This window comes from Bacillus halotolerans, from assembly GCF_004006435.1.
Taxonomy (GTDB): Bacteria; Bacillota; Bacilli; order Bacillales; family Bacillaceae; genus Bacillus; species Bacillus halotolerans.
Genome location: NZ_CP029364.1, coordinates 40,942 through 67,682 on the forward strand (window position 1 = coordinate 40,942; position 26,741 = coordinate 67,682).

The following is a 26,741-nucleotide window of genomic DNA, read 5'->3' on the forward strand; positions in this document are numbered from 1 at the left end:
AGAAGAGAAAGCAGGCTGCCTTCTCTTCTTCATACATTATGATTGCTTCATTTTTTCGCGAAGCACCATTTGCAGAATTCCGCCATGGCGGTAATAATCAATTTCAACTTCACTATCGAAGCGCACAAGTGCTTCAAATGTTTTTACACTTCCGTCTTCATCAATTGCTCTTACTGTAACGATATCACGAGGGCGTACGCTTTCATCAACATCCACCTCGATCACTTCTTTACCGCTTAAGCCGAGTGTATCCGCATTTTCACCTTGTTTAAATTGAAGCGGGAGCACACCCATGAATACCAGGTTACTTCTGTGAATTCTTTCAAAGCTCTCAGCAATTACAGTTCTAATGCCGAGCAGGTTTGTTCCTTTTGCAGCCCAGTCACGGGAAGATCCCATACCATAATCTTTGCCCGCTAAGATGGCAAGGCCTGTTTTATCTTCTTTATATTTCATGCAGGCATCATAGATTGATGTCACTTCACCAGTCGGCCAGTACGTTGTAAATCCGCCTTCTGTGCCCGGCGCGATTTGGTTTTTGATGCGGATGTTTGCAAATGTTCCTCTCATCATAACCTCATGGTTTCCGCGGCGTGAACCGTAGGAGTTAAAGTCACGAGGTGACACACCTTTTGCTTGCAAGTATTTTCCGGCAGGTGTATCTTTTCCGATTGCCCCTGCAGGAGAGATATGGTCGGTTGTGACTGAATCGCCGAATTTACCGACAACACGAAGGCCTTTTAAAGGTTCAACCTTGCCTGGTTCAACTGACATTTCTTCGAAGAATGGCGGGTTTTGGATATAAGTTGACTCATTATCCCATTTGTATAGCGCTTCATCTGTTGTCTCAATCTCATTCCAGCGTTTGTTGTCATCGAATACTGTTTCGTACTCCTTGCGGAAGAGCTCCGGTGTAACAGTTTGTTTAACAAGTGAATTAATTTCGTCCATTGACGGCCAAATATCGTTGAAGTACACTTTTTGTCCGTCTTTTCCGACACCGATCGGATCCGTCTTCAGGTTAATGTTCACTGTTCCAGCCAGCGCATAAGCTACTACAAGCGGCGGAGAAGCAAGATAGTTACCTTTCACAAGCGGATGAATACGTCCTTCGAAGTTACGGTTTCCAGAAAGAACAGACGTAATCAACAGGTCATTTTTCGCAACTGCTTCTTCAATTTCCGGTGAAAGCGGACCTGAGTTTCCGATACATGTTGTACATCCGTATCCGACGAGGTTAAAACCAAGCTCTTTCATGTATGGAAGAAGGCCTGAATTAACAAGATATCCTGTAACAACCTTAGAACCCGGTGCAAGTGATGTTTTCACGTAGTTAGGCACTTTGAGTCCTAATTCAACCGCTTTTTTCGCCACAAGGCCGGCGCCGATTAAGACGTATGGGTTAGATGTATTTGTACAGCTTGTAATCGCAGCAATAGCGATTGCACCTGTTTTCATGACTGTTTCTTCGCCGTTAAGCAATTTAAATTTAATTTCTTTGTCTTCCTCTTCGGCGTTTAATCCGAATCCTTGGTTACCCGCAGGGCTGACTAAGTGCTTTTTAAACGTTTCCTGCATAGCAGAAAGCGGAATCAAATCCTGAGGACGTTTTGGACCGGAAAGGTTTGCTTCAATTTTAGACAAATCAATTTCAACGACATCAGTAAATTGCGGGTCTTCTACATCTGGAGTATAGAACAAGCCGTTGCTTCTGCAGTATGCTTCTACTACGTCAATATGTTCAGCATCGCGGCCTGTCAAACGCAGATAATTTAGAGCTTCTTCATCTACAGGGAAGAATCCGCATGTTGCACCGTATTCCGGAGCCATGTTAGCGATTGTCGCACGGTCTGCCAGCGGCAGTTCAGCAACTCCCGGTCCGAAGAACTCAACAAATTTACCGACTACGCCTTTTTCACGCAGTACTTGTGTCACTTTTAACGCCAAGTCAGTGGCTGTTGTTCCATTCGGAAGCTTTCCGACGAGTTTCGCACCGATTACCTCAGGAACAGGGAAATAAGAAGGCTGCCCAAGCATTCCGGCTTCCGCTTCAATTCCGCCGACACCCCAGCCGAGAACACCGATTCCGTTAATCATTGTTGTATGCGAGTCAGTTCCTACCAGCGTATCAGGATACGTAATCAGTTCTCCGTCTTCTTCGACTGCGTGGACAACACTTGCCAAGAACTCAAGGTTTACCTGGTGAACGATACCTGTTGCTGGCGGTACTGCCTGGTAGTTATTAAACGCTTTCTTTGCCCAGCTTAAAAATTTGTAACGCTCTGCATTTCTTTCGAATTCCAAGTCCATATTAATAGCCAGAGCATCTTCTGTGCCCGCTTTATCAACCTGTACAGAGTGGTCGATGACAAGATCAACAGGAATCTCAGGGTTGATTTTGTCAGGATCTCCGCCGACAGCTGCCATTGCTTTACGTAATGAAGCAAGGTCAACTACTGCCGGTACCCCAGTGAAATCTTGTAAAATAACGCGTGATGGTTTAAACGGAACATCGATTTCCTTTAACTCGGCAGTTCCCCATTTTGCCAAATTTTCCACGTGTTCTTTTTTGATGACGAATCCGTCCACTTGACGCAATACAGATTCTAAAAGAACTTTAATGGAATAAGGAAGCTTCGACACATTTCCGATCCCCAAATCTTCCAATGCTTTCAAAGAGTAGTAATGATAAGTTTTCCCATTTGTAGTAAACGATTTTCTCGCTTGGAAAACGTCTTGTGCTGCAGTTTTTTGCTCGTTTGCCATTCTCCAAAATCCCCCTTCAGATCAGTTCATTCTCAGATGAACATTACATTCCATCACAATTTTCTCACAATTTCATATTAAAACAAAATCATACATAAGTAAATATCAATGTTTTTATTAAATACAATAAGATCGGCTTATCAGGGCAAAAAAGCGGGAAATTTTACTGTCTGCACTCTCTCATATTCCTCATTGAAAGAAGCCATATTATGATTGAGGTGATAATGATGGTCAAACGAAAAGCAAATCACGTAATAAATGGGATGAATGACGCGAAAAGCCAAGGCAAAGGCGCCGGCTATGTAGAAAACGATCAGCTTGTACTGACTGAAGCAGAACGCCAAAATAACAAAAAAAGAAAAACCAATCAATAACGTTGAACTCTTTTAAGGAGGTTCTCATTTTATGACCAATAAAAATACAAGTAAAGATATGCATAAAAACGCTCCTAAAGGACACAATCCGGGTCAGCCGGAACCCCTCAGCGGAAGCAAGAAAGTGAAAAACAGAAATCACACAAGACAAAAGCACAATTCAAGCCATGATATGTAATAAAAGCAGACCTTAGCGTCTGTTTTTTTATGCGTTCACCCATTTCTGACCAACTGCATAAGCTAAAGCAAGGTTGATATATGGAGGAATGCTTCCATGACCCATTCAAAACGAAACGATGCTAATGATTTCGATGGCATGGAGGAATGGCTTCGGCAATTTTTTGAAGATCCGTTCGCCTGGTACGACGAAACATTACCTATTGATCTATATGAAACAAGTCAGCAATATATTATTGAAGCAGATCTGTCGGCTATACAGCCGACACAAATCACAATTACCTTGTCCGGATGTGAGTTCATCCTGACGGTTAAATCCTCAGAACAGACTCTTGAAAAACAAATGATGCTTCCTTTTTATTTGAATGACAAGTCGATTGAGACTGAATGCGAAAATCAAATTCTCACAGTTGCCGTCAATAAAGAGACGAATGATGGCTCTTCTTTTTCTCTTCAATTCCCTCTCAGCTAAAATCAAAAGTCACTTTCATCCCCTATAATGAAAGTGACTTTTTTTCCGTCCATTTATCGTCAAATACCCTCTAGTGACTCTCCCATGGCCAAATAGCAGATTCACTATACAATAGAATATGATCTACCATCTCTTTTGACTAGACGTCTATCATTTTTTTCTATTTTTTTTAAACATTGTTCTTCTATTCTTTCTTCATATACAATATGGTTAGTATAAGGGGGAATGATTGATGCTGGAAGGCTGGTTTTTGTGGTTTATTCTGTTTTGGGTGATCACGATGATTGTCTTGTTATCAATCGGCGGATTTTTTATGTTTCGAAAGTTTTTAAAGCGTTTACCAAAAGAGGACGGCAAATCTGAGCTGGATTGGCAGGATTACTATATTGAAAACAGCAGACATCTATGGAGCAATGAAAACAAACAATTTCTCGATGAATTGGTCACACCTGTTCCGGAGCTGTTCAGAGATATAGCTCGAGCAAAAATTGCCGGAAAAATCGGAGAGCTGGCATTAAAAGAAAACGCAGCAGCGATTGATCAGCGGCTTATTATCAAAGGTTATATCCTGGCTACTCCGAAAAGAGACCATACCTTTTTAAAGAAACATCTAAGAGACAAGAAAATCGATATTGAACCTTATCAGGCCTTTCTTAAATAAAAAACCTTTCCCGCAAGGAGGAAAGGTTTTTTAATTCATTTGAATGTCTGCTGACTGAAGCTCGCTTTGAAGTTTTCGGTATGACAGATACATGGCGATTCTCCACGGCACAATCATACCGAAAGCCAGAATCCAAAACATTCCGCTCAGTGCGCCGTAATCAACCGATGTGCTTAAAATTGATTTCATCACAATTCTGATCACTAAAAGGCCGATTAATATAAAGACAAATGCCTTAGAGCGTTTCATGTAAATTTCATTATTTTTAATTTCAAACTTTGAAGTTTTTATAAGAAAAATAGAGAAAATCACGCCTAAAGTGATCGCTTCTAAAAACTCTTCACCCGTTACCCAAAAAACCGGAAATAAAAACATTAACGCCCCCGTACTCATAAAAATCGGCGGGAGAATGATTTTTTTCGGTGAAACGGGCTTATCGGAAGACTTAATTCTGACCACCATCACAGCTGCAGCCATTAAAACAGCAACAATTGATGAAACTATAATCATCATACTTATCATTCCTTTGTTTTCTCGGAGTGTTGACACTATATACTATACTCCAAAACAATAAAAAAAACCATTTTGAAAAGAAATGACTATCAATTTCCCATAACGCGGTTGACAGCTTCTAATACTTTGGACTCCTCAAACGGTTTGACAATAAAATCTTTGGCCCCAAGTTCAATGGCTTCTGTAACAATTCTTTGCTGGCGCATTGCCGTACACATGATTATCTTTGCTTTAGGGTCAAAGGATATGATCTCACGGAGCGCCTTAATGCCGTTTTTCACCGGCATCGTTATATCCATCGTCACTAAGTCCGGCCGAAGTTTTTTATACAGGTCAGCCGCTTGCTCGCCGTCCGCCGCCTCGCCTGCTATTATGTAATTTGCCTCTTCCAAGATCTCTCTGATTTTTACTCTCATGAACTTGGCGTCGTCTACAACTAAAACTCTTGTCATATTCCCCTCCAAAAATCGAATTCCTCAGGTAATAGTCTTATTGTACCAAAAACAAAAGGATTAGTAGTAGTGCAAAAGTAATTTAACAGTCAGAAACCTGTAAATCCACCAAAAAGATCCGACAGCAAAATAATGATCAAGTTCATCCAGTCAAAAAATAGCAAGACCCCAATAACAATCATAAGTACACCGCCCGCTTTCATGATCAAAAGCTGATTCTTCCTGATCCACTTCAGTTTCGTGATGAAGAACGACAATAATACAAACGGAACGGCAAATCCGAGAACATATAGCATCATATACGGTATCGCTGAGCCAGGATTCGTACCTGCTAATGTGATAACAGCCCCCAAAATGGGACCGGTGCAAGGCGTCCATCCGGCCGCAAAAGCCATACCGATTAAAACGGAACCGAAAAAACCGCCTGGCCTATGCTTAAAATGGACTCTGCGTTCTTTCATGATAACCTCAGGCCGAAACACGCCAAGCGTAATAAAACCAAACAAAATAATAAGCAAAGCGCCAACTTGCCGAATGGCATCATGATAATCCCTAAACAGGGTTCCAATAAAAGATGTTCCATATCCTAAAGCTATAAAAATCACTGAAAACCCCAGCAAAAAAAACAGCGTATGGGCCAAGCTTCTTTTTTGCAGCAATAGTTTCTCTGTTTTCACATCATCCATGCTGACTCCTGTAATATATGACAGGAAAGCCGGATAAAGCGGCAGGCAGCAAGGCGAAATAAATGATAAAAATCCCGCGCCGAATGTCAGAAAATAATTCACATCTCCCATGTCATCATCCCTTCATGATTTGACATTCCTTCAAGTTATGACAAAATCATTTCATTTTTTTAACACTTTCACTCGAAGGATTTCTATTTTCAAAAAAAACTTATATAATTTAATTTGACATTGAGACATTGTACTCCTTCTCATTTGAAAATTAGTATAAATATGGATATAATATAAACATTCACTTTTGAAGATCTAATGTATGAAAGGATACATCCCTGTGATTAGAGAGCATCTATTAAATGAAATTGAAAAAAAAAGAGCAGAGCTGCTGCAAATTGTCATGGCGAACGGAATGACATCTCATATTACGATAGAACTCAGTCAGGAGCTTGACCATCTTCTCATACAATATCAAAAGCAGCGCCTTCGAGCAGTAGCGGGTGATGAATGATTGCAAAATAAAAAACCCGATAAAGGGTTTTTTATTTTATAACCATGTTTCTCTATATCATAATCTTTACGTATTATTTCGTTTGATTATTCATGGCTTTCATCATTTGATTGATTTTCTTTTGAGAAGGTTTCATTCCCATTTGCATCATCATCATGCGTAACATTTGTTCATTAATAGGCGGATTCTTTTTAAGGTAGCTCATCATATATTTACGAGCAATAAAAAACCCGAGTGCAACACCTATGAGCAGTGCAACAACGCCCACTAGGATGCCAACCCATAAAGTCATTTTATTTCCTCCTTCATGTTGTCTAGTTTAAAGTGTACTAAACCAAAAGCTATTATACAACATTTACATCTCTTTTTCTTCGGTTTTAGACAAAATTTCTTTCTTTCACCGGATTTAACCACCCATACCGCTTCGTATTGAAATCCATTGCAAGAAAGCAAGGGCTTACTTTGCGAAGAACTTCAAAAAATATCGTTTCCGCCTCGTAATCTCCGTTAGCAACAATTTCAATCATGTGTTCTTTCATCATAAAAGACGCTTGTCCCTTTGCTTTTGGGAGAGATAATCTATAAATATAATCCAGCTGTGTATAGTTTGTATTGTTCAAATTCATTTTTAACCGCTGATGCATATGTAAAATCGGAATGGGTTTCGTAATATATTGAATTTGTTTCTCTGTCATTTCATACTGCTGCCTCGTCAGGCTTGTCCAATGATAGTCTTGAAACAGATCAAACATAACCGATTCCCGCCCGAAATAGTGATTGGCAAATTCCTCTTTGATCAGGTACGTATAGTAGTGACGTTCCATCTTCTCATCCCCTTTTCCAGCAGCATTTCATTTGCATTCTATTATACAAAAGAAGAGAAGAAAGAATTGTCTATTACTGTTAAACAGCCAATACTATTTTTGTCGGATAAACAAGAAAAAGAGGATGATTTGACTCATCCCCTTTGAAAAACTTATTTATTGATTAATGCTTTGACTCGATCCACAACGTTTGCAACTGAGAAGCCGTATTCATTGATAATGGTTTCGCCAGGAGCGGAGGCGCCGAATTTGTCAATACCGAGCACGTCTCCTTCAAGCCCTGTGTATTTGCCCCAGCCAAATGATGAGCCCATTTCAATCGCAAGACGTTTTCTCACATCTGACGGAAGCACGGAGTTTTTGTATTCATCCGATTGTTTCTCAAAACGATCTACTGAAGGCATGCTGACGACAGAAACATCAATATTTTCTTTTGCCAATTCTGCCTGTGCCTCGATTGCGAGGCCAACCTCTGAGCCCGTAGCGATGAGAAGAGCGTCAGGTGTTTCGTTTTTAGACTTAGAAACAACATATGCACCTTTTTCTACACCAGCCAATGCCTCTTCAGCTGTTTGGTCGATTGTAGGAAGGTTTTGACGTGTCAATACAAGCGCTGTTGGGTGATTTGTGCTCTGCACCGCAAGCTTCCAAGCCGCTGCTGTCTCATTACCGTCTGCAGGGCGGATTAAAGAAAGGTTAGGCATTGCCCGTAATGAAGCAAGCTGCTCAACCGGCTCGTGAGTCGGTCCATCTTCACCGACCGCGATACTGTCGTGAGTAAAGACATATGTCACAGGAAGACCCATTAATGCTGCAAGGCGAATGGCCGGACGCAAGTAATCAGAGAAGACAAAGAATGTTCCGCCGAATACACGAAGTCCGCCGTGAAGCGCCATACCATTTAAGGCTGCACCCATAGCAAATTCGCGAACACCAAACCAGAAATTTTTTCCTGAGTAATCAAGCGCTGTATAATCACCGGAATTTTTAATCGTCGTTTTGTTTGATCCTGCTAAGTCTGCAGAACCGCCGACAAAGAACGGAATTTTATTCGCAAGGCCGTTCAGAACTTCACCTGAAGAGGCACGGGATGCCAGACTGCTTCCTTTTTCATAAACAGGCACCTCTTGATCCCAGTCTTTCGGAAGTTCTCCTTTGATAGCCAGCTCAAGCTGTTCAGCGAGTTCCGGATAAATTTCTTTATATTTAGCGAATTGGTCATTCCATTCCTGTTCCTTTTTCTCGCCGGATTCTTTTACTGTTTTTGCGAAATGCTCATATACTTCTGACGGAACGTAGAAATCTTCTTCATACGTCCATGCATAAGCTTCTTTTGTTAATTTACTTTCTTCTTTGCCAAGCGGAGCACCGTGAACACCGGAAGTGCCGGCACGGTTAGGAGAACCGAAACCGATTGTCGTTTTTACTTCAATCAATGTAGGTTTCTTGTCGTTTTGGCGTGCTTTTTCAATTGCCGCAGATAATTCTTCAATATTGTTTCCATCTTCAACGTAAAGAACTTCCCAATTCATCGCCTCGAAACGCTGTTTCACGTTTTCAGAGAATGAACGATCCAGATCTCCGTCCAAGGAGATGTCATTAGAATCGTATAATACGATCAGACGGCCAAGCTGAAGATGGCCTGCAAGTGAAGCGGCTTCAGAAGAAATACCTTCCATTAAATCGCCGTCACCGCAAATGCTGTATGTATAGTGATCGACTACATTGAATGAATCGCGGTTGTAAGTTTCGGCTAAATGGCGTTCTGCGATAGCCATTCCGACCGCCATTGCGATTCCTTGTCCAAGCGGCCCTGTTGTTGCATCAACACCGGCTGTATGTCCGAATTCCGGATGCCCCGGTGTTTTGCTGCCCCACTGGCGGAATCCCTTAAGATCTTCAATGCTAAGATCATACCCGCTTAAATGAAGCATGCTGTATAAAAGTGCTGATCCGTGTCCCGCAGATAAAACAAAACGGTCGCGGTTAAACCACCCAGGGTTTGCCGGATTTACATTCATAAATTTTGTCCATAGCGTATATGCCATTGGCGCTGCCCCCATAGGCATACCAGGGTGACCAGAGTTTGCTTTTTCAATAGCGTCTATTGATAGTGTGCGAATGGTAGCAACTGATTTCTTTTCAATTGTATCCATAAAAATCCCCTTCCTTATATGTTGTACCCTTTCATCATAAATGTCTGACGACTTTTTCTCAACTGTTTCAGCTTAAATTTGAGAGAAACTTGATGAATTTTGTCGCTTGAAGAAAGCGCTGTTGTTTGTAGTATATACAAAAGAGGAATACGATATTGCCGTATTCCTCTTATATTAGTGAAGTCTGTTATTATTTTTTTCTCTTTTTAACTTTTCAGGTGTTACGTCATTGCCTTCAGGATCAATGATTTTTACACTTTTTAATGTGTTTTTCATAGAAGAACGAAATCCTTTTAGGTACTCTTGACGGAGCTTTTGCTGTTCAGCTTTTTCTTCTTCTGTAATAACGCCAGCTTTAGCTTTTGCGGCAAGTTCATTGATTCTGGCAATTTTTTCGTTTGAAATCATGATAAACTCCTTTATTGCATTTTGTCTATATACTACTAAAACAAGAGGAGTTTTACAACTGATTCACTCGCCTGTCTGCTCATTCTCTATGTATTCCTGAAAACGCCGATGGACTGTCGCCTTTGACACATCATAGCCAAAACCTCTCAACGTAGCCGCGATTTCAGCAAACGTCAGTTTATTCGCTCTCAACCGGACAATCTCCGAGATCGGAACTTCTATTCTTTCTTTTCCGCTGTTTTCATGCTGGTTTTTCAGGTTCTTTTGTGGCTTAAAACCATTTTTCACTGCGCGTTTCATTCCGCGTTTAATTTTCATGTTGTGGATTTTCCGCTGGTATTCCTCCACAATGCTGACGATTTCCAGCACCATAGAGTCAGCCTCTGATAACTCCAGCTCACCTCTGTGAGCGGTCGTATATACTTTCACACCTTCCCTGTAAATACAATGAAGAAGTGCAATTTTCGCGTTTCCCCGGCCGAGTCTTGTTTCATCCTGAACTAAAATCACATCAATATTTGAATTCTTGATATGATCAAGCAAATCAAATACACCATCCCGGTCCATTTCATATCCGCTGGCTTTTTCAGAAATCACTTTGACGACTTCCATGCCGTTCTCGGCAGCAATGGCCGTAAGCTCCTCCTCCTGCCGCTTTAATGAGGTTTCTTGCTGTTCTTTATTTGTGCTTACTCGGGCATAAATGAGTGCTTTCACCTTCTACCTTTCCTCTCTATTTAACAGTAGCCAGTTCGTATGCAGCCGGGTGTTCCTTTTTTAATGGAATCACCAATTCATCCCCCGGCTGAATCTCAGACGTCTGGAGATTATTTTTTTCAGCTACCCATTCAACAAAATCACTTTTATTTATCTTTTTTGAGTCATCCACCTGATCAGCAAGCGACCAGAGCGTATCCCCAGACTGAACTTTTATTTTAACATATTGATTAAGCTCCTGGTCGCTGCTTGTATATGACAACAGAAGGATAACCACGCTTAGAATCACAGTGAACAGGCCGACAAAAATAATAGATTCTTTATTCATGATAACAACCTCCGACAAGAATGTTTGTTCGCTTTTTTATAATTTCAGTATATACGAACAAACGTTTCTGTCAATTGTTTTTTTCGAACCTATGTTTGTACTGTCAGGAAAATCATGCTATAATCTATTTAAAATCGACGTTTAGAGGTGCAAAAAATGACGAAGCTATCAAAAAGGCAACTTGATATCCTCCGTTTTATTAAAGCAGAGGTTAAATCAAAAGGATATCCGCCTTCGGTTAGAGAGATCGGAGAGGCTGTCGGCCTTGCGTCCAGTTCTACTGTCCACGGCCATTTGGCCCGTTTGGAAACAAAAGGGCTGATTAGACGCGATCCGACAAAACCAAGAGCGATAGAAATTCTGGATGAAGAAGTAGAGATTCCAAAAAGCCAAGTCGTTAATGTACCGGTAATCGGAAAAGTAACGGCGGGCTCACCTATTACAGCGGTTGAAAACATTGAAGAATACTTCCCGCTTCCTGACCGTATGGTTCCTCCGGATGAGCATGTGTTTATGCTGGAGATCATGGGTGACAGTATGATTGACGCAGGTATACTTGATAAGGACTATGTTATTGTAAAACAGCAAAACACGGCGAATAACGGTGAAATCGTAGTGGCGATGACAGAAGATGATGAAGCTACGGTAAAACGTTTCTATAAAGAGGATACACACATTCGCTTACAGCCTGAAAATCCAACCATGGCTCCGATCATACTGCAGAATGTCAGCATATTAGGAAAAGTAATTGGTGTGTTCAGAACTGTCCATTAAACTATTGAACTATCAGTTACAAAGAATAAACCCCCTCTTCCTTTGCGGAGTGGGGGTTTTGTTTTAAAAAAAAGCAGGCTCGCCCTGGCTTAGGTGCGAACCTGAATAGGAGGAAAAAGAACATCATGTTTACACCATAATTATCCATCATTCAATTGTTGAAGTCAAGAAATTTTCTTTCCTTAACGAAACTTTTTTTAAAAAAAGTGCTGTTTAAAAAATTAGACGTTCTTTTCTTATAAATGTTTCGATTTTCGGACGTGAAAAGATGAGTTATACTCTCCTCTTTTATATTGAGCGAGGCAAAAGGAAATATACTGAATATTTAGTACATAGTTTATTTAGTTAATTTATTCCGCAAAAAAAGCTCACTTCTTTTCAAAAATGTGAGCATCAATCAAAATTAAAATATTCTACACCATAGCGGCCTTTTACATGAACACTTGCACAGTTTTCTGAATGTTCTTCAGCTAATATTCGATACCGGTGATAAGGTTCAATGGAAACCTTATCGTGAGCGCTAAAGTCAAACCAATTACCGGTGAATTGTTTTGTGCTTAACGTAGTATAATCCCCTGCAAGTCCCATTCGCTGAAGCTTAATGTTAACTGAACAAGTGTTCACTCCTAATATCGTAAATTGGTATCCTAAAAAATAATCCATTGCCGGTACATCACTAATGTTTTCTACATAAAGCGCTTTTGTTCCGTCATTTAGAATAAAGTCGGTTTTATGCTCAAAATGTGAAGTTGCTGCATGAATGGTCCCGGTTCCAAAAACACATAGCAAAACAGCTGTCATGAGCAATATTTTATTTCTCAACTGCAATCCCCCTCCTTTACCATATATTAACCCCATAAGATAAATATGTATATTCCCTGTTACTCTGTTTCCCGTGCTTTTTCAATCGTTAAAATCCATGTGGGTTTTAGCTTGCTTATAATATTGAAGTCTGTCTTGAAGAGTTCCTGTATGGAATTCAAATTTATGGCCGTCAGGATCAGTGTAATAAATTGATTTTCGATCACGTACATCTCGTTCTCTCCCAGACAAAATAGTAACATGAAGGTTTTTTAATTTTGCGGACATTTCTTCAAACTTGCTTTCCTCAATTGTAAAAGCGATATGGGTATAAGAAGCGTTAATATCATTTCTGGGAATGTCACGCTCTTCGTTGAGAGCCAGCCATATGCCGTTTAAATCGAAATATGCAGTGCTCTTTCCTTTAACCAGCAGTTTAGCATCAAAGACATTTTGATAAAACTCGATGGAAGTCAGTAAATCAGAAACAGAAAATAACAAGTGATTGATCCCTTTGATCTCCACTGTGTCTCCTCCTTAGTATTTAAAGATAGATGATTAAAAACCAGTGAATAATTGATTATTTTAACAGAAGCTCATCCCACCCCTTGTGTACGGGCATTGCAGCCAGAAAGTTTCAAACGACCAGCAAAAAATACCAGTGTAAACAAAAGCAATTTGTTCAAAATAAACCATATTACTTCAGAAGGGAATGACCGTTATGAATGGCTACGGCCTTCATGAAACGTTGGAATTGCACGAATTGCTTACGTTTAAGAATCTTTGTTTGACAAAATCTTCAACCATGACGGGACTTGTACAAGATGAAGAATTAAAGAGTATTCTTGAGCAGGATGCTCAAAAAACAAAACAGCAGGTTGCGCGTTTGCAGGAATTGCTGTCAGTGAGAGGTGAACAAGCGTGAATGAGTTCTTTCAAAAATTAGCCGGAATGGGCAGCATGACCGAACAAGTGATCGCAACGGATTTTTTAATATCGGCAAAGACAGGCGTAAGGAATATTGCAGCTGCCATCACAGAATCTTCTTCCCCAGAAGTCAGGGAAACGCTGCAGCAATATTTACATGACGCGATGAATACCCATGAACAAATTTTTCATTATATGGCTGCAAAGGGTTTTTATCATTCTAAAGATTTAACTCAGCAAATAAGTGTCGATCTTGAGGCTGCAGATACCGCTAAAGATTTGCCACAAATATAGGTGATCAAATGAAACATATTATCGCTCTTGCTTCTAAGACAGCTTTAACTCTTGCCCTATTGTATGTGATTTTGGATAGAGTTTACCATGCTTCCTTTTTAAGTGTGCTGTTTATTGCATTTTTCTTAAGCTTTGTAACATACCTTTCCGGTGACATCCTGATCTTGCCGAGAACCAGCAATATGATAGCTTCACTGGCTGACTTCGGACTTTCACTCGTTATTCTTTGGGTCTTTCTTGAAACGCAAACTAGAAACGGTTTCTCACCGTTTGCAGCCGCTCTGATTGCGTCTGTCTGCCTTACTGTTTTTGAATATTTTTTTCACCGGTATTTACTGAAAAATGTGCTGGATGAAACATTCCGAAACGAACTGACTGTCAAAGATAACACCTTGCAATATCAAACTGAGGCATCAGATGAATTGTTTCCTGAAGCCAATGATCAGAAGGACGAAAAATAAGGAGGCGCAAAGCCTCCTTATTTTAATAGCTGTTTTCTATGAAATGGGTCATCACTTCTGTAAAATCATAAAACCTCTCATTTTGAGTCGTGGATCTGCTTTTTAAAGAAAAGATGCCAAACAAAGATTCTCTGAAACCTGTACTCATCTCTAACTGGATGCTCAAACCGGTTTTTGATTTATTCGCTATATTGTTTGGACTTACGCCTGCATGCGGATGATCCGTACCAAGCAATTCAGCCGGAAAACCGGCTTTTTGCAGTTTTGAAACTAATTCTGCCGCTCTTGATCGGTCTGTTCCGCCGATTTGTATCTGTTGGTCCTCTCCTGCATATCCATGCAATGAAATGACATACTCATGACTTGCTACAAGCTTCAGTGCCTGAGGCTCATCAAAATGTGTGCTTGTTATATGCAGTACTGAATTTCCAGACGTCTTCAAACCTTCAAACAAATACATGGAATATTCTTTGCTGAGCTCTCTCGCTAATTCACTTGTGCCGCCTTCAATACCTCCTCCGTGAATAGCTAAAACAAGCACAGAGCTGCCGGTTTCTTTTGTGGCAATGTTATAATCTGAAGGATCTTCGTGATTCTTTAATTCCTCGAAATTCTGATAGATATCCTCTGCATATACAGAAGAAACCGGAACAAACAACAAGAAAATCAACAACAATTTTACATTTTTTAAAGTTGATGGAAAACGTTTGACTATGTTACAATCAACATGCTTCAAGGAATGGAGCACACGGCGGAGCAGGGATACTTTGGCCGGTTTCATCTACTCCGCCTCAAAACCAAAAACACAGGATGCTGGACTCTTTGAGGCTTTAGCACGAATTATCTCGTCCTCCTTGTTAAATTTTTGTTAAATTCACAATATTATATACCATTAGCCCGGGCGCTGTTCTTCACATTTATGAATTTATACTCCTTAGCAAAAAAGTAAGATTGCACCGGCTTTGTTCTCATTCCCCATTAAATAAAAAAAATGCACCCGCCTGCTGGCTTGTGCACCTTTTACTTTCTGTTATTCCGGCGTTTCTTTACTTTATTGAGCTTATTAATGTCTTTTTCAATTTTTCTTATTCTCCGCTTTTGCGGCATGGCTTTTATTTCACTGTAAACAGCAATAAACCCGCTTAAAGTAACTGCTGCAATAAATGAAACGGTGTTTGATAAAACGGTCAACAAGATCATAGTCACCTGCTTCTTTTTCAAGCCTTTCGATTACATCTTTATCGAATAGCTCATCGACATAAACTTGCTTCATCCCCACTGCAAATCCCGCAGCCAGCCATACAATCAGAAACAAACTGATATAAAACATAAAAACCCTTCCTTCCCCGTCTGTATGAGGTGCAGCATGAAAATGTGCCGAACCGATTGTTTACCGGACGAGAGACTGTCAGATGAACTATTGTCTTTGTTTTATATTATTCATTTGGACGGGCAATATGTAATGTCATAATCTACAGTTAGAAATTGAATCCCAAACAGCCACATTTCATGAACAGCTGTTAACCTGCTTGCGCCCGCCGGAGCCTTTATAAGAAAGGTTTCAGATAATGGAAGCGGGCAGGTCCCGACTTTTGTTCTAAGATAAATCCCTTCATCCCCAGCACCGCTTTTTCTCCGCCTGCTTGTCAAAATCAGGTTCTCTTTGTGATGATAAGGCTTTAAAATGCCTGTCATGTTACTGAAAGGAAGCGGCAGAGAAATATTCATGTACCCTTCCCCTTTTGAGCGATATACAGAATATAGCGCGGTGAAAATGGTTTCGCTTTTTTCATTTGTTCTGATCCAGGCACGTACCTTTTTTCTTCCGTCTTTTTTTGAATGGACACCTTTTATTGTACTGTGCATCCTATACCAGTCAGGATTCGTTGACAGATGTATTTGTCCGGTTCTTTTGCTGATGTATTCATACATTTTCGCAAAGGGCTGAAACCAAGTGCTCCACGTCACTTTTGCTTTTACCTCATAATCTTTCGTCTGTTCATAAAAAGAAACAATCAACGGTGTCAAATGCTCCGGTGAAAAATCGTTTGAACGAAGGCTTCTCATATCATCCACAAGTCCGCTATATTGAATGTTATTTTCAGCGTGAATGTTGTGCAAAAAGTTCTTTCCGATTGTTCTCTTTCCGTATATACGGCTGAAAACCTTGACACTCGCATCCGATAGCTGAGGATTTTCTTTTCTCCATCCTGCAAGAGCCGGCAAAATAACACCGAATGCGTTCACGACACCGTGTATCCAAATCATTTGGCTGATGGTCAGCGTGACTTCTTGCCGGAATACACCGAATGAGTAAATGAAAGAGAAACAGATCGTTATCATTAACACGACTGAAGACAGTCGGATAAGCACTTTTCCTGTCTTACTGCGAAAAGCTGTCTTAAATATTAAGTATGAGTTAAGATAAAGTGCCGCCATATAGATACCAACCGCCAAGATATCAAGTGTTTTTGAGTATGTTATTCCGAGTGCGATGAGGAGCGGCGACAGTAAAATAATCCATGTCACCCAACCGTACATAACCCGTTTTTCTCTATTGACTCTGCCAAGTAAACCATTAAAGATCGGGATCAGAAAAGCAGAATAGTGAAAATGAACAGCTGTGAGCAAAATAATAAGAGGACCGAAGTGCAGGATATGTAAATGCGCAGCATAGGCAAAAAACCAAAATCCCCCTCCTCCTAAATAAAAGAGTCCAAATAAAATAGATGTTTCTTCGATTCTGTGTATTTTTGTTTTCAAGAGCCGCAACAAACCATATAAAGCCAACAAAGCAGTGTATATCCACCAGATCAGTGCAAAATACCCCACGTCGGTCACAAGGGCTAACACCGCGAAAACAGCTGCTGCCGGATAGATGTGCATCAATAATTTTTCCGAAAATTGAATAGTCCTGTGAGCTGATTGATGAAAAACAAAAGGAAAAATTCCCGGCACAAAAAAGAGAATGGAAAACAAGACAAGCGCCTCCGTAACTGATATGTCGGGAGCTTCAGATACAAGAAACCAAATGAAACAAAGCGCACTAATGATGCCGTTTCGTTTTAACATACTTCTCCCTCTGTTTCCTGAAACGTCCCTTTATAATAAAAAAGAGTTCCCAGAATTGCATTTTCCACATGAACTTGAATAGTGAAACAGTTGTTGCTTTCATCAAAAGTTTCGCAAACAGTGGAATTACCGCTCAGCCATTTTGGCAAAGGAATTCTTTTTCCGCATATTAATAGCCATTGCTTTCCTGATGTAATGTAGAGAGACCCGTCAGAGAGTGCTTCAAAAGTTAAAACGGACAGCATAATATGAGGTTGGCCGAAAAAATCAAGTATTCGTTTTTCATTTTCGTCGTATACCATAACTGCATCAAAGAAACGCTTTTTATCTTTAAAGACAAAAGTCCGATTCCATTCAATCCCCGTATGTTCCTGCTTCGTAAGACATGTTCTGTTTTTAATTGTAAAAGGGATGTCCTTTCCTCTTTCTGAAAAGAAACATCTAAAAAACACCCCGCACTTCAGCAGCATTCTGACAAAAAAAGAACCTCCGCTTATTTCTGACATCGTTCCTCTTCCGCTGAATGTATGTGACCTGTCTAATTGATAACGTTTCTGCAGCTTGGGATGTAATAGATGATAATTTATAATTGTTTTTTTATACATTGAACTCACCATTTCACTTCTTTCTTTTTCGTTTCGTATGCCGAGCACTTGGAAGCCGGAGACTGATCAAGCCGCTTGCCGCAGTAATCACACTTAACAGTAAAGAATATATTCCAGCATCTAGAAAAGCGAAGACAGCAAAGATACAGGTCTGCACAGCATGAAGTGTCCATTTTCTCTTTAATGGACTCAGCCATAAAATGCCCAATCCTATCTTCGCAGCTCCTGCCATGTTGTTCGTTTCAAGATCTATAAACCCGTGGTAAAACCAAAACAGACTAAAAAACAAGCACGTCAGCATATAGACAAACGCATAACGGATCAATTGTTTCGGATGTTTATTTTGTTCAATCCAAAGTCTCAATGAATCAAAACTCCATGCTGTTGCCCAGCCCAACAGCGGCCGAAATAATAAACGGTCAATCCATCTTCCTAGAAAGCCATATGCCGTTTCATATTGATACTGCGTCATAAATGTAAGCTTCCCGTTATCATGCTGTATGTATTTCCAATACCCGCTGCCTTTTTTAATCAGGGATAACGGATGGTTGGAGGAAAAGGCCAGGGAGGATACTCTTTGAGAGGAATGCAATTTCGTACCCACGGTTTCACCAGCACCTGACACCTTTAATCCAAAGCCAATTCTTGTCTCGTAAAGAAACCTCTGCGCTTCATTTACGCTTCTGTGTAAATATGTAATATCAGAAAACCGCAGATCCCATTCCTTATGTAGCGATGGGTTTTGCGTATATTCCCAAAGCTTGTCTAGGTCAGATGTCATCTCGATTTCGACATAAATCGGCTTCTGTTTCACAACCCCTCCTCCCTTCTTTTTCTAGCAGTTCCTATATTAGCATATTTATAGTATTAAAATATATTAACGTTAAAATTTGAGTTCAAAGCCTTCTACATCATCTGAAACCTCCACAGGAATCCCCATAATGGTTTTAGGTTTGGAAACATAAACAAAACGCATCTCTTCTTTTAACTGCTGAAGTGTGCTTTCATTAACTACAATTTTCGCGGGTTTTCCCGGACTATTATCAATGGCCGCTTTTATTTTACCGAGCACGAAGAACCCTCCTTCTTTACCTTCTCATCACAATAGAAAAAGCAGAGTTATCAGCATAATTACATTAACTACAGCCAAAATGCCTGAGACATATGCTATGCTCTTCTTTTTTTCCAGAAAAACAGCACATTGGCCAATAACACAAAACTGATCAGTGCACAAATACCCGAAATGCTAATTGATTAAAAAGAAATCTTTGTTCATAAAAGCCCATTGCAGCTACACAAATTATCAAGAATGAAAAGACCGTGATATATATTTTCCGCTCTCCTGCTGTATTTTCGTTTTTTTGCATGAGACTTCCCCTGCCTTTCACCACTCAATATAACAATAAATGGATAATAAATTCACTTTTAATCGTGAAATTTATAGAATGAAACACTTGCCGACAACAGATTCAGCATAATTCATGCTCACTATGGACATGATTTCGTTAGATGATATAAAATTTGCTTGAAAGTATATATTGGATAAAGAGGAGCAATATATGGATAAATATCAAGAAAAAACATTACCGGACATTACGAAACATGTAACATTAGAGGCGCCTATTCAAAAGGTTTGGGAGACAGTCTCAACTTCAGAAGGCATAGCCAAGTGGTTTATGCCGAATGATTTTCAGCTGAAGGAAGGATATAAATTTCATTTACAATCACCATTTGGACCATCACCTTGCAAAGTTTTGACGGTTCATGCTCCCGGAGAGCTTTCTTTTGAATGGGATACTGATGGATGGATTGTTACATTTCAATTAACAGACGTAGGGAACAAAACAGAATTCACTCTCATCCACAGCGGTTGGAAGAAGCCTGATGAAATGATCGGTAAGGTAAACGAGAAAAGCTCAGTCATTCGGGATAAAATGGATGGCGGCTGGACAGGCATTGTGAATGAACGACTTGGCAAAGCTGTTCAAGAGTAAGGTATTTCATTGCTCATACAGTATAAAAAGAGAGAGCTCCCTCTCTCTTTTATTCATGACAAAGTTAAATTCACTGAACTATATCTTCAATCAATCGTAAAACGTAACTGTTTTTGATTTACCAGAGTAATCAGTAACAAAGAACTCTGCCTTGTTATTGCTTCCATCTACAAATTTCCCGATACTGCTAAAGGTATGACATTCTCCGGGTGAAAAATAATTAGAACCCACATATTCATCAGGGTTGTCACCAGCATCATCCTCATATAGATGCAGCGATACGGAGAAAGGTGTACTTCCTGAAAGACAAACTCTAAAATCGCCTCCGCTCGAGTATACCGTCGGACTTGAATAAGTATAAGTGTAAGTCCCAAGCTTATCCCACTCTCCGGCTCCAGCAGTTCCCGCTTTTTCTGCATGTGCAGATAATGGAAAAGCGACAGCGAACATGAAAACAGACAGGCACCCTATTAGCTTATTGCATCTCATAATTAATATCTCCCCCTTATTTTGATCATAGCAACTTACAGTTATATATATATATCACCCCCCTTTAAATAAAATTGCAGGTATGTGTATGGCATTGGAAGCCATACGTTTTATCATCAGCATTTTTTCCTGAATAAATCACATCATTCTCCCTTCGCCTGTGTTATACAAAATATTCAAAACAGACGTATTCTCATTTGAACCGCCATCTTTTATAATTTGTTAATAAGGGTTCGTACTTCAAACAAGAGGAGGAGAAGCATCATGGAATTAAGCGTCACAAAAATTTTAGTTATTTTATTTGTAGGTTTTTTAGTGTTTGGTCCTGATAAGCTGCCTGCGCTTGGCCGATCTGCCGGAAAAGCCTTATCAGAATTTAAAAAAGCGACCAGCGGATTGACTCAAGACATAAGAAGTAGTGGTTCAGAAAACAAAGAAGACAAGCAAATGTAAGGTAAAATGATTTGGCCGATGCATATCGGCTTTTTTTATATTGTTGTTTCTGCATGATCCCTCAGTTTTCCTCTGATTTTTCCTCAACTTCTTTTTTTGGACAGCCCTTTTTTACTTTTGCAATTTAAACTGTCCAATCCGCAAACTCTAACTTCCATATAATAAAGCGTATGATCATAAAAGGAGGGGTATTTATGGGTTATTACAAAAAATATAAAGAAGAGTATTATACGGTTAAGAAAACGTATTACAAGAAGTATTACGACTATGACAAAAAACATTATGATCACCATGACAAAAAAGATTACTACTGTGATTATGACAAAAAACATTATGATCACGACAAAAAAGACTATGACTACGTTGTAGAGTATAAAAAGCGTAAGAAACACTGCTAATACTCCATTTAATCTCCTCAATTTTGCTTCCCCGGTCAATGGCCGGGGGTTTTTTTGCAGAAAAAACTATGTAACTTCAATGTCTAAACGAATCATAGGTCTAATTTGTTAAAAAAGGATAAAGCTTTTTTACCTTTGGTGAATGTCTTACAATTATTATTTGCTCCTTAATGCCGATTTTTTAATAAAAATTGAACATTTGGTACATAGTTTAATTAGTTTATTTTTAGATCTATGGTGTCAATATATAAACATAACCCCTTCATAAACAAGAGATTTTAACGATTTTAACGATTTTGTCGATTTATCTTAATAAAAAAAGTTCCAAAATAAGGTATAATAATTGGCGAAACCACTTTTAAAAGGGGGAATTTTGTTGAAAAAAGTATTAATTGCAGGTGCAGTAGGAACAGCTATTCTTTTCGGAACTATTTCTTCAGGAGTTCCAGGTCTTCCAGGTGCAGACACTCAAGTGGCAAAAGCGGCTTCCCAGCTGCCTAAGGGAATCGGCGGACGCGCCTACCTAAACAGTACAGGCGCTGTATTCACGGCTAAAATTAAGCTTCCCGACACTGTGAACATCCAAGACTCTGTCTCTACCCCTTATATTTATTCAGGCTTTAGCGCAAAAAACGGAACTGAGGCAGATATCGGCCTTCAGTACAGCAAACAATACAACGTCTGGAAACCGCTCATGAAAGTCGGTTCTAAAAATGATGAAACGTATATCGAAGGAAAAGAGAAATTCACTTACAATAAAGGCTTTCGTCCCGGAAGCACAGTGCAAATGACGATCTACAAAAACTTGAACGGGAATACTCGCATGACTCTCTGGGGAACGAACAATGACGGCTATACCGGACGTATTATCATGGAAATTCAAGGAACAAACATCGGCACTCTGTCGAAATGGAAAACGCTTGCCACCGCTGCGGTTTCAGCTGAAAGCCAACGCTCTGCCATTAAAGCAACTTTTTCAACAACTTTTAACAATATCACAATCGACAATAAAGCAGTGACACCTGTCGTAGATACACAGGATTTTGCAAAAGTCCTCCCTTCTGGAAATAATGTCACGATTTCTGTTAATAAATAAGGAATGCTGCAAAGGGCGCCGGCAATGCCGGCGTCCTTTTTTCGTTGTATAACCTGAACACTTTATTTGTCCTCAGAAGCCTGATAAATGTAAATCCATATAAACTCACACTGATTAACTCAATACCACACCCTTTTTGTGTTTAGCTTAAAAGATTTCGAAATTACCAACCCAATATAGATCTGTTCTTGTTATGTATTTCAGATCTTTGCTATTCCGTTCTCTTCAAAAAGCCTGCCTTAATTAATAGCAGTGAACTTTTATTTTTCCACGTCCATCTAAAACCACACTTTAATTCTTTAACATTCACTGTTTGCTGCATCACATTCCCCTTTTTGATTTTCATATACCAACCCTGTACAATATTCAAAAAACCAAAAGGATGATGAACATGTGTGGCAGATTCACTTTATTCTCAGAATTTGACGACATCATTGAGCAATTCAACATAGGTCACTTCTTGCCTGAAGACGAATATCACCCCAGCTATAATGTCGCGCCATCACAAAACATCCTTACCATTATTAATGATGGATCAAGCTACCGCCTTGGAAAATTAAGATGGGGTCTCATTCCTCCTTGGGCTAAAGATGAAAAGATCGGTTATAAAATGATCAATGCTCGTGCTGAAACATTGGCCGAGAAACCCAGCTTTCGAAAACCGCTTGTCAGCAAACGCTGCATCATTCCGGCCGACAGTTTTTATGAATGGAAACGCCTTGATCCAAAAACTAAGATTCCTATGAGAATCAAGCTGAAATCATCCAATCTGTTCGCTTTTGCCGGCTTATACGAAAAGTGGAATACGCTTGAAGGTTACCCGCTCTACACTTGCACAATCATTACGACAAAACCTAATGCGCTTATGGAAAATATCCATGATCGAATGCCGGTTATATTGAGTCACGATCATGAAAAAAATGGCTGAACCCTAAAAATACAGATCCCGATTTTCTCAAAAGCTTGCTTTTGCCATATGATGCTGATGACATGGAAGCATACCAGGTTTCATCATTAGTTAACTCACCTAAAAACAATTCACCTGAGCTTATTGAAGCCCATTAAGTACCCTGCCAGATTGCTTTATATATCACCTTCGCCTAAGCAAAATAAACGAACGTGTACATGATTCAAAAACAACCCCTTATGTGCCATGCGTTATTTTTAAACCATAGTTAGTCAATGATTCAGTCAGCTGTCTAATTTTTAAATTGAATCGATTAAAGATATAGAGCGTTTCTCTGTAATGAGGAATGCTTTTTTCTTGTCCAAAGTGAAAAAGGATAGTTTTAAAACAACAAGAAAATAATCTATTTCAATACTTTTTTATTGTAAAACGATAAATAATATGTTAAATTCAAATCGACAATATTAGGTGAGGTGCTTTTTATGAAACGAGGATCAACACTTTTTTTAAAGATAGCTGTTATTCTTATTGGAATTCCAGTTATTGCTCTGTGCATATTTTTGGTGCCGCAGATAGCGAACTTTGCAGCGGAATTGTATCCAGATATTTCTTATCTGAAATATCTTGTTTATATCGATTTGTATGCAGCGGCGATACCTTTTTATTTCGCTCTGTATCAAGCCTTTACACTTTTAAGCTATATTGACCGGAATAAAGCTTTCTCGGAATTATCAGTAAGAGCTTTAAAGAAAATAAAATACTGTGCAATCACCATCAGTCTTTTACTTGTGGCAGGCATGCCACTCTTCTATCTCATCGCGGAGATGGACGACGCTCCAGGTATTATACTAATCGGATTGGTCCTTATTTTTGCCTCAATGGTTATCGCAGTCTTTGCTGCTGTTCTCCAAAGGCTTTTGCAAGAAGCTATAGATATAAAATCAGAAAATGATTTAACAGTCTGAGGTGAAAACAATGGCAATTATAATCAATATTGATGTGATGCTGGCTAAAAGGAAAATGAGCGTAACGGAACTGTCTGAGAAGGTTGGAATCACGATGGCTAATCTTTCTATATTGAAAAATGGAAAGGCAAAGGCCATTCGATTATCAACTTTAGAGGCGATTTGTAAGGCTTTAGAATGTCAACCCGGAGATATTTTGGAATACCGAAGTGATGATGACACCCAAGATTAATAAAGCAAGAATAATCATGAAAGGAAAAGATAGTTGCTCGGCGGTGATTCTATGCACATAACCCTATGTCTATTTATTAGCTACTATACTAAACAGGTCTTCCATTTAATCAAAAAAACCTTTGGAGGCAAAATTCATGAAAGCATTTAAACAGCTCGTTTGTTTTGGCTGGGAGCAGGCCCTATCATGTCTGTTTCCTGTCGTTATTTTTGCCTCTTTGGCAATTACACAAATCATACCGCTTCCCCTTCTGCCACGGTATGACTGGCTGCTCATCATCTGCCTGCTCATGCAATGGTGGATGGTGTATTCAGGGCTTGAAACACGTGATGAACTAAAGGTGATCACAATGTTCCACCTTATTGGACTTGCTCTTGAACTTTTCAAGGTACATATGGGCTCTTGGTCTTATCCGGAGGAGGGGTATTCCAAAATTTTTGGAGTGCCTTTGTATAGCGGCTTCATGTACGCAAGTGTAGCCAGTTATCTTTGCCAGGCATGGAGGAGGCTTAAGGTTGAACTGGTTAAGTGGCCGCCGTTTTGGGCCGTTGTACCTCTCGCCGCTGCGATTTATTTGAATTTTTTCATCCACCATTTTTGGATTGACGTCCGCTTTTGGTTATCTGGACTTGTCTTGATCGTCTTTTGGCAATCATGGGTTACATACGAGGTGAATGGGACTCGTTACCGTATGCCGCTCGCCCTTTCATTTATGCTCATCGGATTCTTTATATGGATAGCCGAAAATATCGCAACGTTTTTTGGGGCTTGGGAATACCCAAACCAAACCGATACATGGAGTCTCGTTCATCTAGGAAAAGTGAGTTCATGGCTCTTGTTAGTGATTGTCAGCTTTCTTATAGTAGCGACGTTAAAACAAGTTAAGGGGAAAAATTCCACCAGGATAGATACTAGTCCATTTTTATATCGTTAAGAATCTTCTTTAATAAAAGTCGAATCCCACATAGTAAGGAATTAGCGTACAACATTCTGAATAAGATAAAGTGGAAAAAGCAACGTTTGAATTGTTGCTTTTTTCTTTATAAATAGCTGCCGGAAAAATAGATGGCTATTTCAGTAAGATTTCGACCAGGAAGTAAAGATTTAATCAAAATCAGCTTTCGTTTAGAGAACTCAGCATTTGGACTTAACCTTATGTCTCTCTAACTCACCCTCCCATAAAAGAAGTCGTCAGGTTGCATAAGGTGAATGAATAGCTTATGATTTATCGCTCGGCATTTATTTCTTTTGGTAGCTGTGATGGCGCTTTTGGAACTTTTCGCAGTTTGATATTGATGACATCAGAGGAATAAAGCGTAACAATCATACTTCCCTCATATCGTTTGGCTCGGATTAGGACCGGTTGGTTATATTGATTATGAAAGCGAAAGTCAGGGCCTCCCCAGCTTACGGTTGCATCGCGTCCGGACGGCACATATGGTACGCTTCTTGTATGAGAATAGCGCTGAACGATTTGCAGCCCTGCACGATCGACAGCATTAAATAATGTTGATGACACCTGACAAATTCCCCCGCCTACACCTTCAGACAACTCACCTTTTACGATAATAGGTGCCCGCATGTATCCTTTGTCCTGAGTTCTCATCCCAACAACTTGGTTAAATGAAAACGTCTCATTTGGAAAAACAACATGATTGTCAATTGCTTTTGCAGAAAGAGAAATATTGTGTGAACGGCTTTTATTGCTTGAATTAAAATAAGTTACATACTGGCCTAATTGCTGCGTACTGATGTGAGCAAGCAACTCGCTGTCAACTTTCGGATAAATGTTCAATTCCGGCACTTCTATTTTGGATGGGCCATGACCAAAGAAATAGGCATAAAATTTCTCCTTAAACGCCTGTTGATAAAGTCTGTAACCCATTTTCCCCGGGATGATGATTCCTTGATCGTTAAGCTTGGCGTTTATGGGCTCCCGGTAAATTTGTTGATCAAGCTGTTTGATAAACTTACGGTATTTTTCATGATCAATCATTGGGGTACCGGGAAGAGGCATCGTAAAATCTTCGCGGTGAACAGTAGCAATCGTCCGTCCTTGTTGTGTGATCGCTAAACTGTCAGATGGCTCGCTGGGCTGAGCCAATAATAAAAGGCCAGTGATCCAAATGTGTATCATAAGTCGGCATACCTCCCGACAATTAGTATGAACAGGAGCTTATCCTTTGATGTATCTCGTCTTATCATATCGTTCTTAAGCGTCTGGTCTTTGTTTG

The 26,741-nt window shown here is 39.8% G+C and carries 35 protein-coding genes and 2 pseudogenes; 17 read left to right on the forward strand and 20 right to left on the reverse strand.

The genetic code is table 11. The features are described 5' to 3' along the window. Nucleotides 1-36: 36 nt before the first annotated feature. Entirely contained in the window at nucleotides 37-2,766 is a 2,730-nt protein-coding gene (gene acnA / locus DIC78_RS00185) for an aconitate hydratase AcnA (RefSeq protein WP_103671503.1), read from the reverse strand. Between the two features lie 227 nt (nucleotides 2,767-2,993). Between acnA and sspO the strand changes: the two genes are divergently transcribed. The 4 genes from sspO to DIC78_RS00205 all read left to right on the forward strand — a co-directional run bounded on the left by sspO (nucleotide 2,994) and on the right by DIC78_RS00205 (nucleotide 4,450). Beyond that, nucleotides 2,994-3,140: a small acid-soluble spore protein SspO gene (gene sspO, locus DIC78_RS00190; RefSeq protein ID WP_003221239.1), complete on the forward strand. Its 147-nt coding sequence runs from the start codon at nucleotides 2,994-2,996 to the stop codon at nucleotides 3,138-3,140. Between the two features lie 31 nt (nucleotides 3,141-3,171). Then, complete coding sequence (locus DIC78_RS00195; RefSeq protein WP_003221237.1) at nucleotides 3,172-3,318, forward strand: small acid-soluble spore protein P; 147 nt, start codon at nucleotides 3,172-3,174, stop codon at nucleotides 3,316-3,318. A 78-nt stretch (nucleotides 3,319-3,396) separates the two neighbouring features. After that, nucleotides 3,397-3,789, forward strand: coding sequence for an outer spore coat protein CotM (gene cotM / locus DIC78_RS00200; protein ID WP_081638313.1), 393 nt, complete (start codon nucleotides 3,397-3,399; stop codon nucleotides 3,787-3,789). A 232-nt stretch (nucleotides 3,790-4,021) separates the two neighbouring features. Further along, the gene (locus DIC78_RS00205; protein WP_127695120.1) at nucleotides 4,022-4,450 is read left to right on the forward strand and encodes a DUF2621 domain-containing protein; all 429 of its coding nucleotides are present in this window, start codon (nucleotides 4,022-4,024) and stop codon (nucleotides 4,448-4,450) included. A 30-nt stretch (nucleotides 4,451-4,480) separates the two neighbouring features. Here DIC78_RS00205 and DIC78_RS00210 read toward each other — a convergent pair whose 3' ends face one another. From DIC78_RS00210 to DIC78_RS00220, 3 genes are all read right to left on the reverse strand, one after another. Then, complete coding sequence (locus tag DIC78_RS00210; RefSeq protein WP_081638316.1) at nucleotides 4,481-4,972, reverse strand: CcdC family protein; 492 nt, start codon at nucleotides 4,970-4,972, stop codon at nucleotides 4,481-4,483. A gap of 80 nt (nucleotides 4,973-5,052) precedes the next feature. Next, nucleotides 5,053-5,415, reverse strand: a complete 363-nt coding sequence (locus DIC78_RS00215; RefSeq protein ID WP_010334411.1) for a response regulator — start codon at nucleotides 5,413-5,415, stop codon at nucleotides 5,053-5,055. Nucleotides 5,416-5,504: 89 nt separating this feature from the next. Continuing rightward, on the reverse strand, nucleotides 5,505-6,212 hold the full coding sequence (locus DIC78_RS00220) for a cytochrome c biogenesis protein CcdA (protein WP_095713924.1): 708 nt from the start codon (nucleotides 6,210-6,212) through the stop codon (nucleotides 5,505-5,507). Between the two features lie 220 nt (nucleotides 6,213-6,432). Here DIC78_RS00220 and ynzD point away from each other — a divergent pair, with 220 nt between their 5' ends. After that, on the forward strand, nucleotides 6,433-6,606 hold the full coding sequence (gene ynzD / locus DIC78_RS00225; protein WP_024121579.1) for an aspartyl-phosphate phosphatase YnzD: 174 nt from the start codon (nucleotides 6,433-6,435) through the stop codon (nucleotides 6,604-6,606). Between the two features lie 73 nt (nucleotides 6,607-6,679). Here the strand turns inward: ynzD and DIC78_RS00230 are convergent, their stop codons facing one another. From DIC78_RS00230 to yneA, 6 genes are all read right to left on the reverse strand, one after another. Then, the gene (locus DIC78_RS00230) at nucleotides 6,680-6,898 is read right to left on the reverse strand and encodes a YneF family protein (RefSeq protein WP_003221221.1); all 219 of its coding nucleotides are present in this window, start codon (nucleotides 6,896-6,898) and stop codon (nucleotides 6,680-6,682) included. A gap of 85 nt (nucleotides 6,899-6,983) precedes the next feature. Continuing rightward, nucleotides 6,984-7,430, reverse strand: a complete 447-nt coding sequence (gene sirA, locus DIC78_RS00235; RefSeq protein ID WP_095713923.1) for a sporulation inhibitor of replication protein SirA — start codon at nucleotides 7,428-7,430, stop codon at nucleotides 6,984-6,986. A 152-nt stretch (nucleotides 7,431-7,582) separates the two neighbouring features. Next, on the reverse strand, nucleotides 7,583-9,586 hold the full coding sequence (gene tkt / locus DIC78_RS00240) for a transketolase (protein ID WP_105954358.1): 2,004 nt from the start codon (nucleotides 9,584-9,586) through the stop codon (nucleotides 7,583-7,585). A gap of 174 nt (nucleotides 9,587-9,760) precedes the next feature. After that, complete coding sequence (locus DIC78_RS00245) at nucleotides 9,761-9,994, reverse strand: DUF896 domain-containing protein (RefSeq protein WP_024121576.1); 234 nt, start codon at nucleotides 9,992-9,994, stop codon at nucleotides 9,761-9,763. Nucleotides 9,995-10,057: 63 nt separating this feature from the next. Continuing rightward, nucleotides 10,058-10,711 carry a YneB family resolvase-like protein gene (locus DIC78_RS00250; RefSeq protein ID WP_024121575.1) on the reverse strand — a complete coding sequence of 218 codons (654 nt, stop codon included), beginning with the start codon at nucleotides 10,709-10,711 and terminating at the stop codon, nucleotides 10,058-10,060. Between the two features lie 16 nt (nucleotides 10,712-10,727). Beyond that, nucleotides 10,728-11,039 carry a cell division suppressor protein YneA gene (gene yneA, locus DIC78_RS00255; RefSeq protein WP_059291742.1) on the reverse strand — a complete coding sequence of 104 codons (312 nt, stop codon included), beginning with the start codon at nucleotides 11,037-11,039 and terminating at the stop codon, nucleotides 10,728-10,730. Between the two features lie 156 nt (nucleotides 11,040-11,195). Here yneA and lexA point away from each other — a divergent pair, with 156 nt between their 5' ends. Next, the gene (lexA, locus tag DIC78_RS00260) at nucleotides 11,196-11,813 is read left to right on the forward strand and encodes a transcriptional repressor LexA (RefSeq protein ID WP_010334405.1); all 618 of its coding nucleotides are present in this window, start codon (nucleotides 11,196-11,198) and stop codon (nucleotides 11,811-11,813) included. A 393-nt stretch (nucleotides 11,814-12,206) separates the two neighbouring features. Here lexA and DIC78_RS00270 read toward each other — a convergent pair whose 3' ends face one another. Together DIC78_RS00270 and fosM are read right to left on the reverse strand one after the other, a co-directional pair. Then, complete coding sequence (locus DIC78_RS00270; protein WP_024121573.1) at nucleotides 12,207-12,635, reverse strand: hypothetical protein; 429 nt, start codon at nucleotides 12,633-12,635, stop codon at nucleotides 12,207-12,209. An 81-nt stretch (nucleotides 12,636-12,716) separates the two neighbouring features. Then, a complete protein-coding gene (gene fosM, locus DIC78_RS00275; RefSeq protein ID WP_127695122.1) occupies nucleotides 12,717-13,139 on the reverse strand; it encodes a FosM family fosfomycin resistance protein in 423 nt (140 codons plus the stop codon). 196 nt (nucleotides 13,140-13,335) lie between these two features. Between fosM and DIC78_RS00280 the strand changes: the two genes are divergently transcribed. From DIC78_RS00280 to DIC78_RS00290, 3 genes are read left to right on the forward strand one after another with little or no spacing between them, the layout of a single operon-like run. Next, nucleotides 13,336-13,539 carry a DUF892 family protein gene (locus tag DIC78_RS00280; RefSeq protein WP_024121571.1) on the forward strand — a complete coding sequence of 68 codons (204 nt, stop codon included), beginning with the start codon at nucleotides 13,336-13,338 and terminating at the stop codon, nucleotides 13,537-13,539. Beyond that, nucleotides 13,536-13,835 carry a spore coat protein gene (locus tag DIC78_RS00285; protein WP_059335692.1) on the forward strand — a complete coding sequence of 100 codons (300 nt, stop codon included), beginning with the start codon at nucleotides 13,536-13,538 and terminating at the stop codon, nucleotides 13,833-13,835. Before DIC78_RS00280 ends, DIC78_RS00285 begins: the two co-directional genes overlap by 4 nt. 8 nt (nucleotides 13,836-13,843) lie before the next feature. After that, nucleotides 13,844-14,296: a YndM family protein gene (locus DIC78_RS00290; protein ID WP_095713920.1), complete on the forward strand. Its 453-nt coding sequence runs from the start codon at nucleotides 13,844-13,846 to the stop codon at nucleotides 14,294-14,296. Nucleotides 14,297-14,318: 22 nt separating this feature from the next. Here DIC78_RS00290 and DIC78_RS00295 read toward each other — a convergent pair whose 3' ends face one another. From DIC78_RS00295 to DIC78_RS00320, 6 genes and pseudogenes are all read right to left on the reverse strand, one after another. Continuing rightward, nucleotides 14,319-15,077, reverse strand: coding sequence for a poly-gamma-glutamate hydrolase family protein (locus DIC78_RS00295; protein ID WP_127695124.1), 759 nt, complete (start codon nucleotides 15,075-15,077; stop codon nucleotides 14,319-14,321). 239 nt (nucleotides 15,078-15,316) lie between these two features. Then, nucleotides 15,317-15,626, reverse strand: a pseudogene (locus DIC78_RS00300) (hypothetical protein). 110 nt (nucleotides 15,627-15,736) lie between these two features. Continuing rightward, complete coding sequence (locus DIC78_RS00305; RefSeq protein WP_127695126.1) at nucleotides 15,737-17,368, reverse strand: YndJ family protein; 1,632 nt, start codon at nucleotides 17,366-17,368, stop codon at nucleotides 15,737-15,739. Continuing rightward, entirely contained in the window at nucleotides 17,362-17,982 is a 621-nt protein-coding gene (locus DIC78_RS00310) for a DUF4166 domain-containing protein (protein ID WP_127695128.1), read from the reverse strand. The genes DIC78_RS00305 and DIC78_RS00310 overlap by 7 nt, the downstream gene beginning before the upstream one ends. Before the next feature lie 4 nt (nucleotides 17,983-17,986). Next, on the reverse strand, nucleotides 17,987-18,787 hold the full coding sequence (locus tag DIC78_RS00315; RefSeq protein ID WP_106021654.1) for a hypothetical protein: 801 nt from the start codon (nucleotides 18,785-18,787) through the stop codon (nucleotides 17,987-17,989). Between the two features lie 69 nt (nucleotides 18,788-18,856). Continuing rightward, on the reverse strand, nucleotides 18,857-19,045 hold the full coding sequence (locus tag DIC78_RS00320; RefSeq protein ID WP_059335696.1) for a hypothetical protein: 189 nt from the start codon (nucleotides 19,043-19,045) through the stop codon (nucleotides 18,857-18,859). A 487-nt stretch (nucleotides 19,046-19,532) separates the two neighbouring features. On the opposite strand from DIC78_RS00320, the gene DIC78_RS00330 reads away from it, so the two are divergent. Next, nucleotides 19,533-19,967: an SRPBCC family protein gene (locus tag DIC78_RS00330; protein ID WP_127695130.1), complete on the forward strand. Its 435-nt coding sequence runs from the start codon at nucleotides 19,533-19,535 to the stop codon at nucleotides 19,965-19,967. Nucleotides 19,968-20,057: 90 nt separating this feature from the next. On the opposite strand, the gene DIC78_RS00335 is transcribed toward DIC78_RS00330, so the two are convergent. Continuing rightward, the gene (locus DIC78_RS00335) at nucleotides 20,058-20,456 is read right to left on the reverse strand and encodes a hypothetical protein (protein WP_059291751.1); all 399 of its coding nucleotides are present in this window, start codon (nucleotides 20,454-20,456) and stop codon (nucleotides 20,058-20,060) included. Nucleotides 20,457-20,720: 264 nt separating this feature from the next. Between DIC78_RS00335 and DIC78_RS00340 the strand changes: the two genes are divergently transcribed. From DIC78_RS00340 to DIC78_RS00370, 7 genes and pseudogenes are all read left to right on the forward strand, one after another. After that, nucleotides 20,721-20,909: a twin-arginine translocase TatA/TatE family subunit gene (locus DIC78_RS00340; RefSeq protein WP_024121563.1), complete on the forward strand. Its 189-nt coding sequence runs from the start codon at nucleotides 20,721-20,723 to the stop codon at nucleotides 20,907-20,909. 194 nt (nucleotides 20,910-21,103) lie between these two features. Further along, complete coding sequence (locus DIC78_RS00345; protein ID WP_024121562.1) at nucleotides 21,104-21,307, forward strand: spore coat protein CotC; 204 nt, start codon at nucleotides 21,104-21,106, stop codon at nucleotides 21,305-21,307. 373 nt (nucleotides 21,308-21,680) lie between these two features. Beyond that, a complete protein-coding gene (locus DIC78_RS00350) occupies nucleotides 21,681-22,403 on the forward strand; it encodes a YrpD family protein (protein ID WP_127695132.1) in 723 nt (240 codons plus the stop codon). 391 nt (nucleotides 22,404-22,794) lie between these two features. After that, nucleotides 22,795-23,468 (forward strand): annotated as a pseudogene (locus DIC78_RS00355) (SOS response-associated peptidase). Nucleotides 23,469-23,792: 324 nt separating this feature from the next. Next, nucleotides 23,793-24,275: a DUF2975 domain-containing protein gene (locus tag DIC78_RS00360; protein ID WP_024121557.1), complete on the forward strand. Its 483-nt coding sequence runs from the start codon at nucleotides 23,793-23,795 to the stop codon at nucleotides 24,273-24,275. A 10-nt stretch (nucleotides 24,276-24,285) separates the two neighbouring features. Continuing rightward, nucleotides 24,286-24,507 (forward strand): helix-turn-helix domain-containing protein, encoded by a 222-nt coding sequence (locus DIC78_RS00365; RefSeq protein WP_127695134.1) that lies wholly within the window; start codon nucleotides 24,286-24,288, stop codon nucleotides 24,505-24,507. Between the two features lie 136 nt (nucleotides 24,508-24,643). Then, on the forward strand, nucleotides 24,644-25,441 hold the full coding sequence (locus DIC78_RS00370; RefSeq protein ID WP_101861277.1) for a DUF817 domain-containing protein: 798 nt from the start codon (nucleotides 24,644-24,646) through the stop codon (nucleotides 25,439-25,441). Nucleotides 25,442-25,732: 291 nt separating this feature from the next. Here the strand turns inward: DIC78_RS00370 and DIC78_RS00375 are convergent, their stop codons facing one another. Beyond that, nucleotides 25,733-26,644, reverse strand: coding sequence for a VanW family protein (locus tag DIC78_RS00375; RefSeq protein ID WP_101861276.1), 912 nt, complete (start codon nucleotides 26,642-26,644; stop codon nucleotides 25,733-25,735). Nucleotides 26,645-26,741 lie beyond the last annotated feature (97 nt).

Bases quoted from the DNA above. Each gene is read 5' to 3' on its own strand.
- acnA (WP_103671503.1), bottom strand. From the start codon at position 2,766: ATGGCAAACGAGCAAAAAACTGCAGCACAAGACGTTTTCCAAGCGAGA.
- sspO (WP_003221239.1), top strand. From the start codon at position 2,994: ATGGTCAAACGAAAAGCAAATCACGTAATAAATGGGATGAATGACGCG.
- DIC78_RS00195 (WP_003221237.1), top strand. From the start codon at position 3,172: ATGACCAATAAAAATACAAGTAAAGATATGCATAAAAACGCTCCTAAA.
- DIC78_RS00205 (WP_127695120.1), top strand. From the start codon at position 4,022: ATGCTGGAAGGCTGGTTTTTGTGGTTTATTCTGTTTTGGGTGATCACG.
- DIC78_RS00210 (WP_081638316.1), bottom strand. From the start codon at position 4,972: ATGATAAGTATGATGATTATAGTTTCATCAATTGTTGCTGTTTTAATG.
- DIC78_RS00215 (WP_010334411.1), bottom strand. From the start codon at position 5,415: ATGACAAGAGTTTTAGTTGTAGACGACGCCAAGTTCATGAGAGTAAAA.
- DIC78_RS00220 (WP_095713924.1), bottom strand. From the start codon at position 6,212: ATGGGAGATGTGAATTATTTTCTGACATTCGGCGCGGGATTTTTATCA.
- DIC78_RS00230 (WP_003221221.1), bottom strand. From the start codon at position 6,898: ATGACTTTATGGGTTGGCATCCTAGTGGGCGTTGTTGCACTGCTCATA.
- sirA (WP_095713923.1), bottom strand. From the start codon at position 7,430: ATGGAACGTCACTACTATACGTACCTGATCAAAGAGGAATTTGCCAAT.
- tkt (WP_105954358.1), bottom strand. From the start codon at position 9,586: ATGGATACAATTGAAAAGAAATCAGTTGCTACCATTCGCACACTATCA.
- DIC78_RS00245 (WP_024121576.1), bottom strand. From the start codon at position 9,994: ATGATTTCAAACGAAAAAATTGCCAGAATCAATGAACTTGCCGCAAAA.
- yneA (WP_059291742.1), bottom strand. From the start codon at position 11,039: ATGAATAAAGAATCTATTATTTTTGTCGGCCTGTTCACTGTGATTCTA.
- lexA (WP_010334405.1), top strand. From the start codon at position 11,196: ATGACGAAGCTATCAAAAAGGCAACTTGATATCCTCCGTTTTATTAAA.
- DIC78_RS00280 (WP_024121571.1), top strand. From the start codon at position 13,336: ATGAATGGCTACGGCCTTCATGAAACGTTGGAATTGCACGAATTGCTT.
- DIC78_RS00290 (WP_095713920.1), top strand. From the start codon at position 13,844: ATGAAACATATTATCGCTCTTGCTTCTAAGACAGCTTTAACTCTTGCC.
- DIC78_RS00295 (WP_127695124.1), bottom strand. From the start codon at position 15,077: ATGAAACCGGCCAAAGTATCCCTGCTCCGCCGTGTGCTCCATTCCTTG.
- DIC78_RS00305 (WP_127695126.1), bottom strand. From the start codon at position 17,368: ATGTTAAAACGAAACGGCATCATTAGTGCGCTTTGTTTCATTTGGTTT.
- DIC78_RS00330 (WP_127695130.1), top strand. From the start codon at position 19,533: ATGGATAAATATCAAGAAAAAACATTACCGGACATTACGAAACATGTA.
- DIC78_RS00335 (WP_059291751.1), bottom strand. From the start codon at position 20,456: ATGAGATGCAATAAGCTAATAGGGTGCCTGTCTGTTTTCATGTTCGCT.
- DIC78_RS00340 (WP_024121563.1), top strand. From the start codon at position 20,721: ATGGAATTAAGCGTCACAAAAATTTTAGTTATTTTATTTGTAGGTTTT.
- DIC78_RS00345 (WP_024121562.1), top strand. From the start codon at position 21,104: ATGGGTTATTACAAAAAATATAAAGAAGAGTATTATACGGTTAAGAAA.
- DIC78_RS00360 (WP_024121557.1), top strand. From the start codon at position 23,793: ATGAAACGAGGATCAACACTTTTTTTAAAGATAGCTGTTATTCTTATT.
- DIC78_RS00365 (WP_127695134.1), top strand. From the start codon at position 24,286: ATGGCAATTATAATCAATATTGATGTGATGCTGGCTAAAAGGAAAATG.
- DIC78_RS00370 (WP_101861277.1), top strand. From the start codon at position 24,644: ATGAAAGCATTTAAACAGCTCGTTTGTTTTGGCTGGGAGCAGGCCCTA.
- DIC78_RS00375 (WP_101861276.1), bottom strand. From the start codon at position 26,644: ATGATACACATTTGGATCACTGGCCTTTTATTATTGGCTCAGCCCAGC.